The sequence below is a fragment of the Azoarcus sp. Soil_N_20 genome (assembly GCF_057656155.1).
Genome location: NZ_JBDGKX010000010.1, coordinates 99,685 through 117,747, shown reverse-complemented (window position 1 = coordinate 117,747; position 18,063 = coordinate 99,685). Strand labels below are relative to the sequence as shown.

The 18,063-nt window shown below is 68.7% G+C and carries 16 protein-coding genes; 4 read left to right on the top strand and 12 right to left on the bottom strand.

All coding sequences use genetic code 11. The features are described from left to right. The first annotated feature begins 35 nt into the window (after positions 1-35). The 4 genes from AC3A35_RS19155 to AC3A35_RS19140 all read left to right on the top strand — a co-directional run bounded on the left by AC3A35_RS19155 (position 36) and on the right by AC3A35_RS19140 (position 4,706). On the top strand, positions 36-1,709 hold the full coding sequence (locus AC3A35_RS19155) for a carotenoid oxygenase family protein (protein ID WP_487437832.1): 1,674 nt from the start codon (positions 36-38) through the stop codon (positions 1,707-1,709). Position 1,710: 1 nt separating this feature from the next. Next, positions 1,711-3,375, top strand: a complete 1,665-nt coding sequence (locus tag AC3A35_RS19150; protein ID WP_487437831.1) for an AMP-binding protein — start codon at positions 1,711-1,713, stop codon at positions 3,373-3,375. A 28-nt stretch (positions 3,376-3,403) separates the two neighbouring features. After that, complete coding sequence (locus tag AC3A35_RS19145; RefSeq protein ID WP_487437830.1) at positions 3,404-3,799, top strand: nuclear transport factor 2 family protein; 396 nt, start codon at positions 3,404-3,406, stop codon at positions 3,797-3,799. 190 nt (positions 3,800-3,989) lie between these two features. Continuing rightward, entirely contained in the window at positions 3,990-4,706 is a 717-nt protein-coding gene (locus AC3A35_RS19140) for a DUF1499 domain-containing protein (protein ID WP_487437829.1), read from the top strand. Positions 4,707-4,753: 47 nt separating this feature from the next. Here the strand turns inward: AC3A35_RS19140 and AC3A35_RS19135 are convergent, their stop codons facing one another. From AC3A35_RS19135 to AC3A35_RS19080, 12 genes are all read right to left on the bottom strand, one after another. Further along, positions 4,754-6,160, bottom strand: a complete 1,407-nt coding sequence (locus tag AC3A35_RS19135; protein WP_487437828.1) for an aldehyde dehydrogenase family protein — start codon at positions 6,158-6,160, stop codon at positions 4,754-4,756. A 31-nt stretch (positions 6,161-6,191) separates the two neighbouring features. Continuing rightward, the gene (locus tag AC3A35_RS19130; protein WP_487437827.1) at positions 6,192-8,243 is read right to left on the bottom strand and encodes an oxidoreductase; all 2,052 of its coding nucleotides are present in this window, start codon (positions 8,241-8,243) and stop codon (positions 6,192-6,194) included. A gap of 80 nt (positions 8,244-8,323) precedes the next feature. Beyond that, positions 8,324-9,853, bottom strand: a complete 1,530-nt coding sequence (locus tag AC3A35_RS19125) for a hypothetical protein (protein ID WP_487437826.1) — start codon at positions 9,851-9,853, stop codon at positions 8,324-8,326. Positions 9,854-9,874: 21 nt separating this feature from the next. Next, complete coding sequence (locus AC3A35_RS19120; protein ID WP_487437825.1) at positions 9,875-10,669, bottom strand: enoyl-CoA hydratase-related protein; 795 nt, start codon at positions 10,667-10,669, stop codon at positions 9,875-9,877. Positions 10,670-10,686: 17 nt separating this feature from the next. Then, a complete protein-coding gene (locus AC3A35_RS19115) occupies positions 10,687-12,855 on the bottom strand; it encodes an acetate--CoA ligase family protein (protein ID WP_487437824.1) in 2,169 nt (722 codons plus the stop codon). Between the two features lie 29 nt (positions 12,856-12,884). Beyond that, positions 12,885-13,505: a glutathione S-transferase family protein gene (locus AC3A35_RS19110; protein ID WP_487437823.1), complete on the bottom strand. Its 621-nt coding sequence runs from the start codon at positions 13,503-13,505 to the stop codon at positions 12,885-12,887. Positions 13,506-13,619: 114 nt separating this feature from the next. Next, complete coding sequence (locus AC3A35_RS19105) at positions 13,620-14,213, bottom strand: carboxymuconolactone decarboxylase family protein (protein ID WP_487437821.1); 594 nt, start codon at positions 14,211-14,213, stop codon at positions 13,620-13,622. A 61-nt stretch (positions 14,214-14,274) separates the two neighbouring features. Continuing rightward, entirely contained in the window at positions 14,275-15,033 is a 759-nt protein-coding gene (locus tag AC3A35_RS19100) for an SDR family NAD(P)-dependent oxidoreductase (protein WP_487437820.1), read from the bottom strand. A 96-nt stretch (positions 15,034-15,129) separates the two neighbouring features. Beyond that, a complete protein-coding gene (locus AC3A35_RS19095) occupies positions 15,130-15,930 on the bottom strand; it encodes a ThuA domain-containing protein (RefSeq protein WP_487437819.1) in 801 nt (266 codons plus the stop codon). Positions 15,931-15,945: 15 nt separating this feature from the next. Further along, entirely contained in the window at positions 15,946-16,485 is a 540-nt protein-coding gene (locus AC3A35_RS19090) for a VOC family protein (RefSeq protein WP_487437818.1), read from the bottom strand. A 13-nt stretch (positions 16,486-16,498) separates the two neighbouring features. Further along, entirely contained in the window at positions 16,499-17,314 is an 816-nt protein-coding gene (locus AC3A35_RS19085; protein ID WP_487437817.1) for an SDR family oxidoreductase, read from the bottom strand. 14 nt (positions 17,315-17,328) lie between these two features. Continuing rightward, entirely contained in the window at positions 17,329-18,042 is a 714-nt protein-coding gene (locus AC3A35_RS19080; protein ID WP_487437816.1) for an SDR family oxidoreductase, read from the bottom strand. Between the last annotated feature and the right edge of the window lie 21 nt (positions 18,043-18,063).

Sequence of the window (18,063 nt, the reverse complement as noted above, 5' to 3'; positions counted from 1 at the left end):
CCTTCATCCACCCCCCACCCCAAGAGAGAATGGCCATGGATCACGCGTTTCACCATGCAATGGAACCGAGCCGGGAATACGACCTCGACCTGACCGTCACCGCCGGGTGCTGGCCCGCGGGTCTCAACGGCCATGCCTTCATCATCGGTCCGGCACAGCCCGCGCTGGCCGGCTGGGTGTTCACCGGCACCGGCGTGATCACCCGGGTGGACCTCGCCCCCAACGCCGAAGGCCGCCCGCACTGGCGCTCGAAGTTCGTGTCCACGCCCGACACCGAGCTGATCCACCGCCTCGCCCGCAGCCTCGACCCGGCGACCTTCGGCACCATCCTCGCCGGTGGCGGCTTCGCCATGACCAATACTTCGCCGCACTTCTTCCGCGACCGGCTGCTGCTCACCTTCGACGAGCAGCGCCCTGCCGAATTCGATCCGGTCACGCTCGAGTTCAAGAGCTACTGCGGCGCGGTCGGCGAGTACCCGGCAATCCGGCCCCACCCGCTGTTTCCCGAGGTGTGCACCACCGGCCATCCGGTCGAGGACCTCGACGACGACTGCATGTGGTGGTGCAACGTGGCCATGCGCCCGGTCGGCAGTTCGCGCACCGATGCGGAGTCGACGCTGTACATCGTGCGCTGGGACGGCAAGGGCGACGTCGACACCTGGGCCGTGCCCGGCGCCCGCATCGCCACCGGCGTCCACGAAGTGACGGTCACCCGCGACTACGTCATCTACTGCGAGGTCGGCTTCCAGAAGGAACCCGGCGCCGTCGGCGGGCGCGGCCGGACCAAGCCGCACCCGCCCTACACCGACATCCACATCGTCGCCAAGCGCGACCTGAGCGCGGAGAACCGCGGCCGCGCGGTGCCGTGCACGCATGCGCGGGTGCCGTGCGAGTCCTTCCACCAGTTCGCCGACTACGCCCAGGACGGCGACGACATCACCCTCTACATCGCCCACTCCAGCAGCTGGGACATCAACTGGGCGATCGACGAAACCGACACCGTGTGGGGAAGCGATCGTGCACCGGTCGCCGGCCTGCGCGGCATGACCCCGACCGCGACCGACGCCGCACCGGTCGGGCGCTACGTGATCGACGGCCGTACCGGCGAGTTGAAGGACACCAGACTCTTCCTCGATCCGGCGCGCCACTGGGCCACCATCCTCTACGGGCGCGACATGCGCCGCCCGGCCCTGGAGCGCGGCAAATACCTGTGGCAGGCCTACTTCGGCTGCGACCCGGAGATGCTGATCACCGGCGTGGTCGAGCTCTACCGCGACCACCCCTACCGCGTGGTCCCGGTCGACGAACTGCCGCGCGACGACATCCCGTCGACGCTGGTGTGCATCGACCTCGACACCATGAGCGAGCAGTCGTCGTGGACCTTCCCCTCCGGCAGCTATGGCCAGTCGCCGGTGTTCGTGCCCGATCCGGCAGGCGGCGACGGCTGGGTGGTGATGTTCGTACAGTTCCCGGACCGCACCGAAGTGCAGGTCTTCGATGCGCTGGCGCTCGGCCGTGGCCCGGTCGCGGTCGCCACCGCGCCGGAGCTGAAGCAGTCCTTCCAGGTCCATTCCGGCTTCATGCCCGCCATCCGCTCTCAGGACACCGGCTACCGCCGTACGCTCGCGGCCGACATCGGCGACGGCTGGCGCAGTCTGCCGGCCGAAGCGCACGGGGTGATCGAGGCCGTGCTCGCCGAGTTCGCCTGACATGCCCACGGGTGCCGACGCCGCCCCGCCAGCCGATCCCGGCCTCGAACGGCGGGCCGCGAACTGCGTCCCGCTGTCGCCGCTGAGCTTCCTCAAGCGCACCGCGGCGGTCTATCCGCACAAGACCGCGGTGATCCATGGCGAACGAGGCTACAGCTACCGCAGCTTCCTCGAGCGCTGCGTGCGCCTCGCGTCGGCGCTGCGTGGCGCGGGCGTAGCCGCGGGCGACAGCGTGTCGGTGCTGGCGCCCAACGTGCCGGCAATGCTCGAGGCCCACTACGGTGTGCCCATGGCCGGCGCGGTGCTCAACACCATCAACACCCGACTCGATGCGGCCTCGGTCGGCTTCATCCTGGGCCATGCGCGCAGCCGGGTGCTGATCGCCGACGCCGAATACGCGGCGGTCGTCGCCGAGGCCCTGGCCGGCCTGGAAAAACGCCCGCGCGTCGTCGTGATCTCCGACCCCTCATTCCCCGGTCCGTCACTCCCTGACCCGGCGCCAGCGCTGGCGGGCGCTTGCGACTACGAGGCCTTCCTCGCCGGCGGCGACCCCGGTTTCGCCTGGTCGCCGCCCGCCGACGAATGGGCCACCATCGCGCTGAACTACACCTCGGGCACCACCGGCGATCCCAAGGGCGTGGTCTATCACCACCGCGGCGCCTATCTCAACGCCATGGGCAACGCGCTCGCGTTCCAGCTCTCGCCCGGCAGCGTCTACCTGTGGACGCTGCCGATGTTCCATTGCAACGGCTGGAGCCATACCTGGGCGGTGACCCTGACCGGGGGCACCCACGTCTGCCTGCGCCGGGTCGAGCCCGCCGCGGTGTTCGCGCTGATCGCACGCCACCGGGTGACCCACCTGTGCGGGGCGCCGATCGTGCTCAACATGCTGAGCCACGCCCCCGAGCGCCCGACCGAGCCGGTCTGCCCGCCGGTCGCGATCGCCACCGGCGGCGCCGCGCCGCCGGGTGCGGTGATCGAGCGCATGGAGGCGATGGGCTTTCGCGTCACCCATCTGTACGGCCTGACCGAAACCTACGGTCCCGCCGCGCTGTGCGCGTGGCAGCCGGAGTGGTCGGCACTGGACCTGCCGGCGCGCACCGCGCGGGTCGCGCGCCAGGGCGTGGCCATCCACACCCAGGAAGACGTGATCGTCCTCGACCGCGGGGACGGCGCGCCGGTGCCCCACGATGGAGCCAGCCTCGGCGAGATCTGCGTGCGCGGCAACACGGTGATGAAGGGCTACCTGGACAACGCCGCCGCCACCGCGGACGCCTTCGCCGGCGGCTGGTTCCACACCGGCGACCTTGCCGTGGTGCATGCCGACGGCTACATCGAGATCAAGGACCGGGCCAAGGATGTCATCATCTCCGGCGGCGAGAACATCTCCACCCTGGAGGTGGAGGAAGCGCTCTATCGTCACCCCCGGATACTGGAGGCCGCGGTGGTCGCCCGCCCCGACGACAAATGGGGCGAGACCCCGTGCGCCTTCGTCACCCTGAAGCCCGGTACCGCCCCGGTCAGCGCAGATGAGATCATCGACTGGTGCCGGAACCACCTGGCACATTTCAAGTGCCCGCGCACCGTGGTGTTCGCCGAGCTACCCAAGACCGCAACCGGCAAGATCCAGAAATTCCAGCTGCGCGAACGGGCACGCAGGCTGTAGCCAAGAACCCCCGACCTGGAGAATCGACATGATGGAACGCACCGACCGCGAAACCCTTGAAGCCTTTTTCGCGGCCTACAACGCCCAGGACGCCGCAACCATGGAAGCCCTGCTCGCACCGGACTTCGTGATCCGCGAATCCGAGGGCCTGCCCTATGCCGGCACCTACAAGGGCTTCGCCGGCTGGATGGAACTGCTCGGCAAGATCGCGGCGACCTGGTCCACCCTCACCCCGACCGTCCGCCACATCATCGCCGAAGGCCACCACTTCGCGGTGATGATGGACCTGACCCTGACTTCGAAGGCCACCGGGCGCACGCTGGAAACCTCCATCTTCGAACTGTGGACGGTCGAAGCCGGCAGGATCAGGAAGGTGGAACCCTACTACTGGGACACCACCGCGGTGGCGGCGCTGGTCGCCTGAGGCCGGCTCACCGGCTCGTGCCGCACGCACGACCTTGGTCGCCGCCGCGGGCCGGGCGCCTGTAGGCGGCGGTCGGCGCTCACGTCTTCGTGGGCCGTCCGGATACTTGACGAGATCGAGGTCGGAGCTGGCACAATCCCCCTCAATCCTGCCACGCCGCCGCTGCCGAAGCGGCCTTCCGGAGGCCCCCATGAACCTGCCCCGCCTCGTGCTCGGCTTGTCGATCCTCGCCGTACTCATGCTGTTCGCGGCCGGCCCCGGTACGCGGTTCGGCCTGTGGTCGTTCCCGCACGGCTTCCAGCTATTGAAATGGGCCGCGTTCCTCGGCGTCGGGGTCGCCGTCGTCGCCCTTGTCGGTCTCCTCGTGCCGCGACTGCGTGCCGGTGGCGGCTCGCGACTCGTCGTCGCGCTGGCGGTCGGTCTCGCGGTCGCGGCCGTGCCCGCTTACTGGTTGCAGGCGGCGCGCAAGGTACCGCCCATTCACGACATCAGCACGGATCTCGTCGACCCGCCGACCTTCGTCGCCGTGCTGCCGCTGCGCGGCGAGCACGCGAACCCGGTCGAACATGGCGGCGCGGCGATCGCCGAGGCCCAGCGCGGCGCCTATCCGGACATCCAGCCGGTGACGACCGGACTGCCGCCGGCGGATGCCTTCGCGCTCGCCCTCGATGCGGCGCGCGCCATGGGCTGGGAGATCGTCGCGCAGGACGCCGCCAGCGGTCGTATCGAGGCGACCGAGACGACCTTCTGGTTCGGTTTCAGGGACGACATCGTCGTCCGCATCATGCCGTCCGCAAGCGGCAGCCGCATCGATGTGCGTTCGCTGTCGCGCGTCGGAGTAGGCGATGCCGGCGCCAACGCCAAACGGATCCGCAAATACACCGTGCAGCTTGCGTCCGTGCCCTGAACAGGCTCACTGAAACCGGCGAGGGTGAAACCCGGATGGTAGACATCTCATCCGATCATCTTCTCCAGGGTCTCGAGCTTGCCCGCATAAGGCGGACGGGCGAAGGCCTCCATCGGGTTATCGGCGGCCTGGTAATAGACGCTGCGCTCGTGGCTGAAGGCGAGGAAGGACCAGATGCCGTGATAGGCCCCCAGTCCACTCGGGCCCACGCCGCCGAACGGCAGCTTGGGCTCGGCGACGTGCTGGATGACATCGTTGACAGTCGCGCCGCCCGATGACGTGCCCGACAGCACGGCGTCGATAAACTCCGCGCGCCGGCTGAACACATACACCGCCAGCGGCTTGGCGCGCCGGTTGATCTCGCCCAGCACGTCGTCGAGGTCGTCGTAGGTCAGCACCGGCATGATGGGACCGAAGATCTCCTCCTGCATGATCGCCGCGTCGCGCGGGACGTCGATCAGGATCGTGGGCTCGATCCGCCGCCCGTCGCGGACCTTGCCGCCGAGCGCGACGCGTGCGCCGCGGGCGACGGCGTCCGCGATCAGGTCGGTGAGCCGCTGCAGGTTGCGCTCATCGACGATCTGGCCGAAGTCGGCCTCGTTCAGGGCATCCCCGGGGTAGAACGATGCGCGCACGTAGCGCGCCACCTCCTCCACGAAGGCATCGCGCTGGGCAGCCTTGACCAGCACATAGTCGGGGGACAGGCAGATCTGCCCGGCATTCATGTATTTCCCCCAAGCGATGCGGGCTGCCGCCTGGGGCAGGTCCACATCCTCGTCGATGACGACGGGCGACTTGCCGCCCAGTTCCAGGGTTACGGAGGCCAGATGACGGGCCGCTGCCGCCATCACCAGCTTGCCCACCCGGGTGGAGCCGGTGAAGAAAATGTGGTCGAAGGGCAGTTCGAGCAGCGCGGCGGCAACTTCGGGGCCACCCTCGAGCACGGCCACTTCGGCCTCGTCGAACACCTCACGGAGCAGACGGGCGCACACGGCGCCGGTCACGGGCGCAAGCTCGGACGGCTTGAGGATGCACACGTTGCCGGCGGCGATGGCCCCGAGCAGGGGCTGCAGCAGCAGCGCGAAGGGAAAGTTCCACGGGCCGAAGATCAGCACCTGCCCCCTGGGCTCGCGGATGATACGTGCCCGCGCGCCGGGCGCCGCATGGGCGCTCGGCGCCACCTCGACGGGCTTCATCCACGCCTCGAGCTCGGCGGCGATCGCATCGATCTCGCCCAGCACGGCCATCACCTCGCTCACCGCTTCGAAGCCCGGTTTGCCGAAATCCGCGGCCAGGGCTTCACGGATCGCGGGAAGATGGGCAAGGATCGCAGCGCGCAGGGCCTGGAGCCTGGCGATGCGTTGGGTGGCCGAAGTCGCACGCACGCGCTGTTGGTGCTTGCCCTGCAGCGCGAAGATCCGCGCAAATTCCGTGTTGTCGGCGATGTCGGTCATGGTTTGTCCCTTTCAGTGATGGTCTGCATGGTCAGAGCCCCGCCGCAATGCGGACGCCCTGGTTGATTGCCCGCTTGGCGTCGAGCTCTGCGGCTTCGTCGGCGCCGCCGATCAGACGGACCCTGCCGTTCAGGTGCCGCAAACGGTCTGCAAGCGAACGCTCGGGGAGCTGGCCGGCGCAGACGACGACGGACTTCACCGACAGGATCCGATCCTCGCCGCCGACGGTGATGTGCACACCCTGGTCGTCGATGCGCCGGTAGTCCACGCCGGCGATCATCTGCACGCCGCGGCGCTTCAGTGCCGCGCGGTGGATCCAGCCCGTCGATACGCCGAGCCCGTTGCCCACCTTCGAGGGCTTGCGCTGGAGCAGCCAGACCTGCCGCGGCGGCGCTTCGACGTGCGGCGCGCGCAGCCCGCTGTGAGGGCCGTAGCGCGTATCGATGCCCCACTCCGCATAGAATTTTTGCGGATCCTCGGCCGCGCTCGCACCGCTGTGGGTCAGGAAGGTCGCGACATCGAAGCCGATGCCGCCGGCGCCGATGATGGCGACGCTGTCACCGACCGGCTTGTGCTCCCGCAACACCTCGAGATAGTCGAGCACGCTCGGATGGTCGAGCCCCTCGATCTCGGGGGTGCGTGGTGTCACCCCGGTCGCCAGCAAGATGTCGTCGAAGCTCCCGGCCTCGAGCGCCTCGGCGGTGACCCGGGTGTTCAGTCGCAGCTTCACGCCGTCGAGCTCGATCCGGCGGCGGAAGTAGCGCAGCGTCTCGAAGAACTCTTCCTTGCCCGGGATCTGCTTGGCGAGGTTGAACTGCCCTCCGATCTCGGCATCGGCCTCGAACAGGGTGACATCGTGGCCGCGCGCCGCGGCCGTGGTGGCCGCCGCGAGTCCGGCCGGCCCGGCGCCGACCACCGCGATGCGCCGGGGACGCGCGGCGGCCTGGATGCGGAGCTCGGTCTCGTGGCAGGCGAGCGGGTTGACCAGGCAGGAGGTGACGATTCCCTTGAAGCCGTGATCGAGGCAAGCCTGGTTGCAGCCGATGCAGGTGTTGATGGTGTCGGCCTGGTCGCGTTCAGCCTTGCGGATGAAATGCGGGTCGGCCAGCAGCGGCCGCGCCATCGACACCATGTCGCAGTCGCCTTCGGCGAGCAGCCGTTCGGCCACCTCCGGGGTGTTGATGCGGTTGCTGGCGACGACCGGGACAGCGACCTTGTCCTTGAGCAGGCGCGCCACCCAGGCGTAGGCCGCGCGCGGCACGCTGGTGGCGATGGTCGGCACCCGCGCTTCGTGCCAGCCGATGCCGACGTTGATGATGCTCGCGCCGGCCGCCTCGATCGCCGCGGCAAGCTCCACGCCCTGCGGCAAGGTCGAGCCGCCTTCGACCAGCTCCAGCATCGACAGGCGGTAGATGATGATGAAGTTGGTGCCGAGCGCCTCACGGGTACGCCGCACCACCTCGGCCGCGAAGCGCATGCGGTGGGCGTAGGAGCCGCCCCACTCGTCGGTGCGCTGGTTGGTGCGCGGCGCCAGGAACTGGTTGATGAGATAACCTTCCGAGCCCATGATCTCGACCCCGTCGTAGCCGGCGTCGCGGGCGAGCAGACTGCAGCGCACATAGTCGGCGATGGTCCGTTCGATGTCCTCCGGCGTCATTTCCCGCGGGACGAAGGGCCAGATCGGCGACTGGATCGGGCTCGGCGCGACGCCCTTGCCGTGCTTCACGTTGCGCCCGCAGTGGAGCACCTGCATCGCGATCTTGCCGCCGGCGACGTGCACGGCGTCGGTGACGATGCGGTGGCGCGCGACCTCTTCCGCGCCGGCCAGTTGCGGGCCGCGCTCGAAAGGTGTGCCCTCCTCGTTCACCGCCACCCCCCCGGTGACGATCAGCGCGACGCCGCCTCTCGCCCGTTCCGCGTAGAAGGCCGCGAGACGCTCGAAACCGTTCTCCTCGGCTTCGAGGCCGACGTGCATCGACCCCATGATGGATCGGTTGCGCAGGGTGGTGAAGCCAAGATCGAGGGGCTCGAGCAGGTGGGGATAAGCCTTCGTTGGTGGCGTCACGCGATCGACACTGTTCATTTGCGCTCCTTGATTGTTAAAGCCTGCGGGCTCACGAAGCCCGGATCGAGCGGCTCGAGCAGATCGGGATAAGCCTTCATTCAATGCGCCTCACGCGGTGTTTCCGCAAACCGCCATTCGACATAGCCGTCGGCGCCCGGGTGGGCGATCCCGCTCCGGCCGACGGGTTCGCTTTCGCCCGAAGTGAGGACCTGCAAGGTCGTCGCGTCGTCCTTCGGCACCCGGCAGACGAAGCGCCCACCGCCCGGTGCGCGGCCGACGATGGTGGCGAACATCGGTTGTCCGTCGCGGCCGTAGGGCGCCATGTAGGTCTCCACAACGCCGGGACCGGTATAGCCTTCGATCAATGCCGGCACCGGCCCGCGCAGGGCGTCGGCCTCGTGCTGGTAGTCGTAGCTCCGCGGGAAGGTTCCGGCGGGGACCGGAACACGGGTCAGGACGATGGAATGGTTGTGGGTGGCGTAGCCGCCATTGGCGAAGATCAGCCCATGGCGGCCGGCCTGGCGCAGCTTCTCCGTCATCGTCACCGCAGCGTGCATCATGCAATTGCCGATGGGACCGCCGCCGAAGGTCAAGCCGCCATAGACGCTGTGGCGTTTGTCCAGCGGCCAGGGCAACACCCGCCGCGCCATCTTGGGCACGCAGGGAAAGCAGCTATAGAGTTCGACCAGATCCAGGTCGCCGGCGCTGAGGCCGTTCAGCGCCAGCGTGCGCCGGATCGAAACGCTCATGCCCGACGACCCGTCGTAACGGTCGCGCGCGAGGAAATCCTCGGGTTCGTGGGCCGCGGCGCCCGGCCCGAGATAGACCAGCCGCTCCTCCGGCACGCCCATTTCACGGGCCTTCGCCAGGCTCGCCACGATCAGCGCCGCGCCCTGGTTGACGCTGTTGTTGGCGATCATCAGCTTGCTGTAGGGAAACGAGATCGGCCGGTTGTCGCTCGACGTATCGAGCAGTTCTTCCGGTTCATGGTGGCGGCGAATCCAGGCGCCCGGATTGTCGGCAGCGGCGGCGGACAGACCGGACCAGATCGCCGCCGTCTCTGCTTGCGCTTCGGTCAGGCTTTGCCCCCAGGCCGCACGGCAGGCATTCTCGTAGAGCGGATAGACATCGGTGGCGGTCAGCAGCCCATATTTCTTGCGGAACGGCCCCGCGCGCTGTTCCGTCACCTCGCGGATCAGATCCCGTTTCGGCGCCGCCCGGCGCGCCGCGGTGCGCAGCGCTTCGCCGCCGACCAGCGCTGCCACCGCGATCTCACCCGCACCGATGCGGTTGGCAGCCTCGTTCAACAGGCGCACGGGACTGTCGCCACTCGGCTCGTCGGTCAGTTCGACATGGGCCGGCGCGATGCCGAGTGCATCGAGGAGATAGGGCGTGATCTTGTGCGGTCCCGGCCAACAGGCGGTGGACCATGACATCTGCTCGACGATGCCCAGCGACTCGACCTGGCGCAAGAATCCGCCGCCCGCATCGCGGTCGGCCAGATCCAGCGCCACCTTCATCAGCTCCAGGGTATCGAGCGCCGCGGCATCGTCGGCCAGCCGGTCATTGATCTGGCCGACACCGACGATGACCGGGATACGATGCGCCCCGTGTTCTTTCGCGACCATTTTCTGCCCCTTTTGCGACACTCAGCTTTTCCAGACCGGCGCACGTTTGTCGACAAAGGCGCGCGGTCCCTCGGTCGCGTCCTCGGAAGCGAGCACTCTCGCGGTGGCTGCGGCCGAGAGCCGGCGCAATTCGGCCTCGTCGCACTCGGCCGCGACGCGCCCCACGGCCAGGCTCTCGCGTACCGCCAGCGGTGCGTTGGCAGCAATCCGTTCGGCCATTGCCAGGGCTTCCTGAATCCGCGCGGCCTCGTCGACGACGCGATTGACGAGACCCAACGCATGGGCGCGCCGCGCATCGATGGGCGCGCCGGTGGTGAGCATCTCCAGCGCGATCGCCCGCGGGATCGCGCGCGGCAGGCGAAACATGCCACCGGCGGCCGCCAGGAGGCCGAGCTTCGGCTCGGGCAACCCGAACATGGCGCTTTCCGCGGCGACGATCATGTCGCAGGCGAGCGCGAGCTCCAGCCCGCCGCCAAGCGCATTGCCATGCACCGCCGCGATCCAGGGCTTTTCGCGGGAGGCGAACACGAAGCCGGCAAAGCCGCCGTCGGGCGTCGTCAGTGACTGTCCGCGGCCGGCCGCGACTTCGGCCAGATCGGCGCCGGCGCAGAACGCCTTGCCGTCCGCGGCGGCGAGGATCGAGACCCGAATCTCCGGCTCGCTTTCGACCACGCGAACGATCTCTTCCAGGCGCCTGGTCATCACCGCGTTGATGGCGTTGCGCGCGTCCGGTCGATTGAGCGTCACCAGCGCAATGTGGCGGCCGATGCGCTCGAACAGGACGGGCGCGGCGGCCGTGGTTTCGCTTGTTGTCATGGCGGAGCGCTCTGTCCTCATTCGGCCGTGGCCCAGACCGCCAGCGCATCCAGCGCCGCGATTTCGTCGCCGCGCACCCACAATGGGTTCACTTCCAGGGTGACCAGCTCGTCCCCGAGCGCGAGCGCCGCGTCGCCGATGGCGGCGATCACCTCGGCGAGGCGGTCCAGATCGGCCGCCGGCGTCCCCCGAAAACCGTGCAGCAGCTTTGCCGCCCGCAGCCCGGTGAGCATCGCCCTGGCCTCCGCCGGGGTGACGGGGAGCAAGTGCAGTTGCGTATCGGCCAGCGCTTCCACCCACACCCCACCGAGACCGACGGCCAGGGTCTGGCCCCACTGCGGATCGCGTACGGTGCCGACCAGGATCTCGAGGCCGCCAGCGCACATTGGCGAGACCAGCACGCCTTCGAGCACCGCCTCCGGTTTCGCCGCGCACACTGCGGCGAGGATCGCGTCGAACGCGGCGGCAACCGCCGCGTCGCCGTGCACGTCGAGCTTCACCCCGCCGACGTCGGTCTTGTGCGCGATATCGAGCGAAGCGATCTTCAGGGCCACCGGTGAGCCCAGCGTGGCGGCGAAGTCGGCCGCCTGGTCACGGGTTGTGGCGAGCCTGGCCGGGATCACCGGCACACCGCGCGCGGCGAGGTAGTCCAGCACCGCGCGCTCGCCGTCGGGACGGGTGCCGGCGAGCGGCACCGGCGCCCGCGGGACGGCGGGCTCCTGCTTCAGCCATGCACTCCAGCGGCTGATGCGGCCGAGCGCCGCCACCACGGCCTCGACCCCGCCGAACACCGCCGGCACGCCGGTCTCGGCCATGATGTCGCGGCTCTTCTGGGTGAGCGGCCTGAACGTCTGGTTGAGCATCGCCGAGGGCTTGCCGAGCCTGGCGAGCGCGCGCCCGATCGATTCGATCGCCGGCACCCTGTCCCATTTCTCGTTCCACGGCATGCTGTAGACGCAGCCGACGAAACCGATCGCCGGATCGTCGCCGAGCGCAGTGAGCACGCGTTCGAAAAGCGCCGGGTCGCGCACCGCCACACCGGTGATATCGAAGGGATTGAGCGGCTCGCCCGGCCCGGGCACGGCTTCGCGCAGCCGCGCGCGGGTCACCTCGGAGAACGGCGGCAGGCTCATGCCGTGCGCCTCGGCACGGTCGGCGATGAGGGTGCACGCCCCACCGGAGATCGAGACGATGCCGACGCCGGCCGCCGGCAGCGGCCCGGTGTGCGCGAGCAGACCGGCAGTGACGACGAGATCCTCGAGCGCATGCACGCGGATCACGCCGAGCTGACGGCAAGCGGCCTCGAATACGGCGTCGTCGCCCACCAACGAGCCGGTGTGGGCGGCGGCGACCTTGGCGGTGAGCTCCGTGGCGCCGGCCTTCAGCATGACGATCGCCTTGTTCCGGGTCGCCGCGCGACGCGCCGCGGCGGCGAAGGTCGCGGTGTCGCGGAGGGTCTCGGCAAACACCATCACGACCTCGGTGTGCTCGTCGTCGACAAGGAAATCCACGCACGCGGCGATGTCGAGCATCGCCTCGTTGCCGGTGGCGATGCACATCGACAGGCCGATGTTGCAGTCATGCGCCATGTCCACGATCTCGAGCCCGGTGGCACCACTCTGCGACACCAGCGCGACCTTGCCCGCGAGAAAGGGCGGATGAAAGGGCATCGGCGTCATCGCCGCGCGCATCGCGAGATTGGCAAAACCCAGGCAATTGGGCCCGAGGAAGGTCACCCCCGCCGCGCGCGCGCGCCGCGTGAGCTCATCCTGGAGCCTGGCGCCTTCCGCGCCGGCTTCGGCGAAGCCGGAAGTCAGGATGACGGCCGACTTGATGCCGCTCGCGGCGACGTCGTCGAACGCATCGAGCACGGCTTCGAGGGGGACCAACAGGTAAGCGCAATCCACCGCTTCCGGAATCTCCCTGCATGACCGATAGCCCGGATAGCCATGTGCCGCCGCGCCAGTCTTGTTGACCGCATGGATGCGCCCCGCGAAACCCACGCGCCGGATGTTGGCATGCAGCAGATGCGACCAGGGCGAACGTTCGGATGCACCGACCAGCGCGACCGAGCGCGGATAGAACAACCGTCTCAGCGGCTCGGTGCCGGCACCGCCGGCATTTGTGTCATGTCGCTGGCGGTCGTGGTCGGCCGCCGTGATCTGCGTGTTTTCTGCAATGTTCATCCCGTCTCCTGCACTGATCGTGAGCCTGACTAAAACGCCGTGGCCGCGGCGCTGGGGCGCACCGCCGTCCGCTCGTGCCAGGCGGCGAGCCGCCGGTGGCGCCGGTCCAGCCCCTGCCCCACCAGGGCGCCGAACTCGAGGAAGCTGAACAGGAGGAGGTCGGCCACCGTCAGGCGCTCGCCGGCAAGGTAGGGCCGCTCGTCGAGCTGCGCTTCGAGCCAGGCGAGCCCTTCGCGCGCGGTGGCCTTCAGCTCGTCGGCCGCCATGGGCAGGCAATGGACCCGGTTCCTGAAGAGCTCCAGGCCTTCGGCCCCGCGAAAGCCCTGCGTCATGGGCTGCACCACCTTGAGATCGACCCGGCGCCACCACATGCGCGTGCGCGCCCGGGCTTCCGGGGTGGCCCCGATCAGGGGCCGATCCGGATAGCGTTCCTCCAGGTACTCGCAGATGGCCGTCGTCTCGGCGAGCGCCGTGCCGTCGTCGAGCGCCAGCACCGGGATCTCGCCGGCCGGGTTGATCGAGAGGAAGGGTTCGCGCCGATTGTCGCCGGCGATGATGTCCACCTGGGTGACCGGCAGGTCCAGGCCCTTTTCGGCGATGAACATCCGGACCATCCGGGGATTGGGACCGATCGAGCTATAGAGCTTCACGCAGCTTCTCCAATGCATGGCGTATGGGTTGTATGACGCTCCGAGGATCGCGCGTCCGCCGCCTGATCGCGGATATCCCCTTCGGCTTATCCGCCCGCGCCCGCCGGACGCGCCTCAGCCGCGAACCAGTACCGACTCTTGCCCCCAGGGTGCGGCGTTCGCCGACTTGTCCTGAAAGCCTTGCGGCAATTCCTCGGTCATGTCCCATGCTGCGCCGAGGCGGCCGTAGCCGATGAAATACGCGATGAACATGCCCAGCTCGACGATTTCGGCTTCCGTGTAGTGCTGCTGAAGCTCCGCAAACGTCTCGTCGCCGATGGAGAAATGATCGTTCGCGGACAGGTCGGCGTAAGCGATCGCCACCTTTTCGGCAGCGCTGAGATCGGGCGCCTCGTGAGGCTTCTCGAGCGAACAGACCATGCCTTCCGTCAGACCATCGTCCACCGCCGACTGATAGCGAATGGCCATGCAGCTGCGGCACTGGTTATGAAAGGCGATCCGTAGCCGAACCAGTTCCAGCAAGCGGCGCGGCAAGGTATGGCTCCGCCATAGCGTGCCGCCGAAGGCGACCAACGCCTTTGCCAGTTCCGGCGCGTGAGCCATGATGCGAAGCAGCCCCTGCTCGAGGGGCGTCGCCTCCTCCGCCTGGGCCGATGCCCGCAGGTCGGCATCCCATTGTTCCGCAGGCAACTTTGATAGTCTTGTCATATCGATTTCCTTCGCTGGTGATCCGGCGCCAGACCGGGTTGTCCGTCCTTCGGACCGCCTCCTAGAACTGCACGCGCTTGGTGTAGCCGCCGTCGATGACCACGTTGGTGCCGGTGATGTAGGACGCAGCCGGGCTGGACAGGAAGACGACCGCGCGGGCCACATCCTCCGGGGCGCCGAAGCGGCCCAGCGGCATGTCGGCCAGGGTCTTGTCGTAGAGCTCGGGCATCGCGCCCTTGATCATTTCCCAGTTGCCGCCCGGATAGGAGATCGGGCCGGGCGAGACCATGTTCACGCGGATGTTCTTCGGTGCCCACAGCTGCGACAGCTGCTTGCCGTAGGTGAGGATCGCGGCCTTGATCGCGTTGAAGGCCTGCGGGTAGATGAAGGTTTCCACCGCGGCGGTGCTCGACATCAGGATCACCGAGCCGCCGCCGGACGCTTCCAGCGCCGGTTCCAGGGTCTCGCAACCCTTGACCGCGCCCATCATGTCGAGGCGGAAGGTGAGGTCCCAGTCCATCGTGCCCTGGGCACCGGAGGAGCTGGCGTTGTGGATGAAGATGTCGCAGCCACCGAGCTTGTCCGCGGCGCCCTTCAGCCAGGTCTGGTAGGCGTCGAGGTCGTTCATGTCGAAGGCATCGCCGACGACCTGGCCGCCGCCGACCCTGAGCTTGTTGATGGTTTCATCGACGCGCTTGGCGTCGCGCGAGAAGAAGGCGATGTCGCAGCCCTCCGCGGCGAAGATTTCCAGCGCCGCCAGGCCGAGCCCGCGGCTGCCGCCGTTGATGATGACTTTCTTGCCTTTGAGTCCGAGATCCATGGTCTTTCTCCTCTTGGGGTGGAGCGGTTTGAAGGTGCCCCCGGTCGCGGCGCGCCGGATGCGCAACCTTTGCGGGGGCGGCCCGGCGTCGCCTGTTCAGGACGCCGGAACGGGTTTGCGGGTGGCTTCGGCCGCGGGCGCCTTGGCCCAGCCCAGGCCGCGGCGCAGCAATTCGTGGAACACCGGCAGGTCCCAGGCGCAGCGGTCCACGCTGGGCCAGTAGTCCATCAGCGGCTGCAGGTCGTAGTGGCCGCGGCAGTGGCCGAGGGTCAGGTAGAGCACCGCGCCCTGCCCCAGCGGGCGCACATACATCACCGGATGGCGCGCGCGGCGCCACTGGTGGCGCACGAAGCCGGTGGCCTCGCCCTCGAACTCGGTGTCGAGCAGCACGTGCACTTCGCCGTGGAGGTCCGACAGGTACAGCTCGTCGCTGGTTTCGAACGGCTCGATCCCGCGCACCAGCTCGTGCCCGGGGTCGGCGACCTCGACCCGGTAGGGTGCGATCGGCGGGTGGGCGATGAACTGCGAGCCCAGCGTCTCCATCCAGTGCGGCGCCCAGTCCGGGGTATCGACCAGGCCGCTGCCGAGAAAACGCAGGATGGAGTTGGTGCCGTGCAGCGCGTACCAGCGCCCGCCCGCCTCCACCCAGGCGCGCAGCGCCTCCTGCTGCTCCAGGCTGGGGATGACGTCGCAGGTGTAGGTCACCAGGAAGTCGGCGTTGCGGATGGCATCGAGATTGGCGTAGTCCTCGAACACGCGCACGCGCACGCGCTCATCCTCGGCGAGGAGCTTGAGCAGTTCGAGGCGGGCGAAGTCGATGTCGTGATACTTGCCCGAGGCCACCAGCACGCAGTCGATGCGGGCGGGCGGTGCGGGCGGTTGGGACAAATCGGTCATGGCGTTCATTCCTTTTCAGCCGAGCGTGCGGAGCGGATCGCGTCCGTCCCAGTTCCTTGCCTCTTCGCGCATGAAGGCGAAGAAGTCGCGCGAGGCCGGCGGCAGTTCGATGAGCTCGATCAGGCCGCCCGGACCGCCGCCGGCGTCGACGTAGATCGCCTCGCCGCCGCCTGCCATCCACACCTCCTGCTCCACCGTGGCCCCGGCCTGGCGGCACACCTCGCGCGCCGCGCCGATGTCGTCGACGACGATGCACACGTGATGCAGCCCGGCGCGCCCTTCGTCGCGCCAGCGCTGGTAGATCGACGGCGTATCGTCGTGCTGCTCGACCAGTTCGATCTGCAGATCGCCCCAGTAGCCGATGCTGACCGAGAAATCGACCTCCACCTCGGCGCCGCGGTAACGGTTCTTCTCCAGCGCGATGTGCGCCAGGCGATAGAAGGGGCCGGCGCCCATGGTTTCGGTCCAGTAGCGCAGCGCGGCGTCGATATCCTGCGGCACGTAGGCCAGCTGCATCACGGCACCCAGGCGGGCGATCAGCGGCTTGTCGGTCATCTCTGTCTCCCGTTCATGCGTTGTTCGCCTGCGCGGCCGCATCCCGCTCCATGGCGGCGGCGACCGCGGCGGCGATCTCGTGGTTCCACGGATTGCGGCGCAGGGTCAGGCCGCCGTTCACCTGCAGGTTCTGCCCGGTCATGAAACACTCGTCGCTCGCCAGCCACACCGCGGCGGCGGCGATGTCTGCCGGGGTGCCGATGCGGCCCAGCGGGTAGCACGGCAGGAAGCTGTCGAACACGCCCGGGGTCTCCTTCGCGCCGGCGGTCATCGGCGTGTCGGTGAGGCCCGGCGAGATCGAGTTGGCGCGGATGCCGCGCTCGCCGAAGTCGTTGGCGATGCAGCGGATGACGTGGTCGGTGCCGGCCTTGGTGCCCATGTAGGCGGCATGATCGTTGAGCATGATGGTGGCGGTTGCCGAGCTGATCTGGATCAGCGAACCGCCCCGCGCCATGACCTCGATCATCGCCTGGAAGAACATGAACGGCCCCTTGAACTGGAGCGCGGAGATGCGATCGATCTCGTCCTCGGTGGTCTCCAGGAAGGGCTTGAGCAGGCCCCAGCCGGTGGCATTGAGGCCGATGTCGACGTGGCCGCCCCAGTCGCGGGCGAACGCGGCCAGCGCGCGGACATCATCCTGGCGGGTGATGTCGCAGCGCCTGGCCGCGCCGCCGATGGTGGCGGCGAAGCGTTCGAGTTCGGCCTCGTCGCGCCCGGCGACCACCACCCGGGCGCCTTCCGCGGCGAAGCGGCGGGCGAGCGCCTGGCCCATGTTGTCGCGGCCTGCCGCGCCGATGACGACGGCGACCTTGCCTTCCAATCTACCCATGTCTGTCTCCCCCTTCAGCCGGCGGCGACCAGCGACGCGCCGTTGTCCAGTACGATTTCGGCGCCGGTCATGTGACCGGATTCGTCCGAGGCCAGGAACAGGACCAGGTTGGCCACGTCCTCGGGCGCGCCGGCCCCCGGCATCCGGCCCACCACCGACACCGCCAGCGGGGTGTCGATCAGGCCCGGAAAGATCGCGTTGCAGCGGATGCGGTAGGCCTTTTCGCGGCAGTGGGCGGCGACGGTGGTGGTCATCGCACGGATCGCGCCCTTCGCCGCGGCGTAGGCGAACACTTGTGGATAGCCGCGCAATGCGGACAGCGAGCCCAGGTTGATGATCGAACCGCCCTCCGCCTTCATCACCTCGATCCCGTACTTGCAGCCGAGGAAAGTGCCTTCGGCGTGGATAGACTGGAGCAGCCGGTACTGCTCGAGCGTGGTGTGCTCGACGTCGGCGACGACCACGTTGCCGGCGTTGTTCACCAGCACGTCGAGCCTGCCGAAGCGCTCCAGCGTGCCCCCGATCGCATCGCGCCAGTCGGCCTCGCTGCGCACGTCGTGGCGCACGAACACGCCGTCGATCTCGCGCGCCAGCGCGCGGCCGGCGTCCTCGTCGATGTCGCTCACCACCACCCTCGCGCCTTCGCGGGCGAGCAGGATCGCGTCCGCCCTGCCCAGCCCGGAGGCGCCGCCCGTGATCAGGGCGACCTTGCCGTGCACTCGTCCCATCCCTTCCGTCTCCTTGTACCC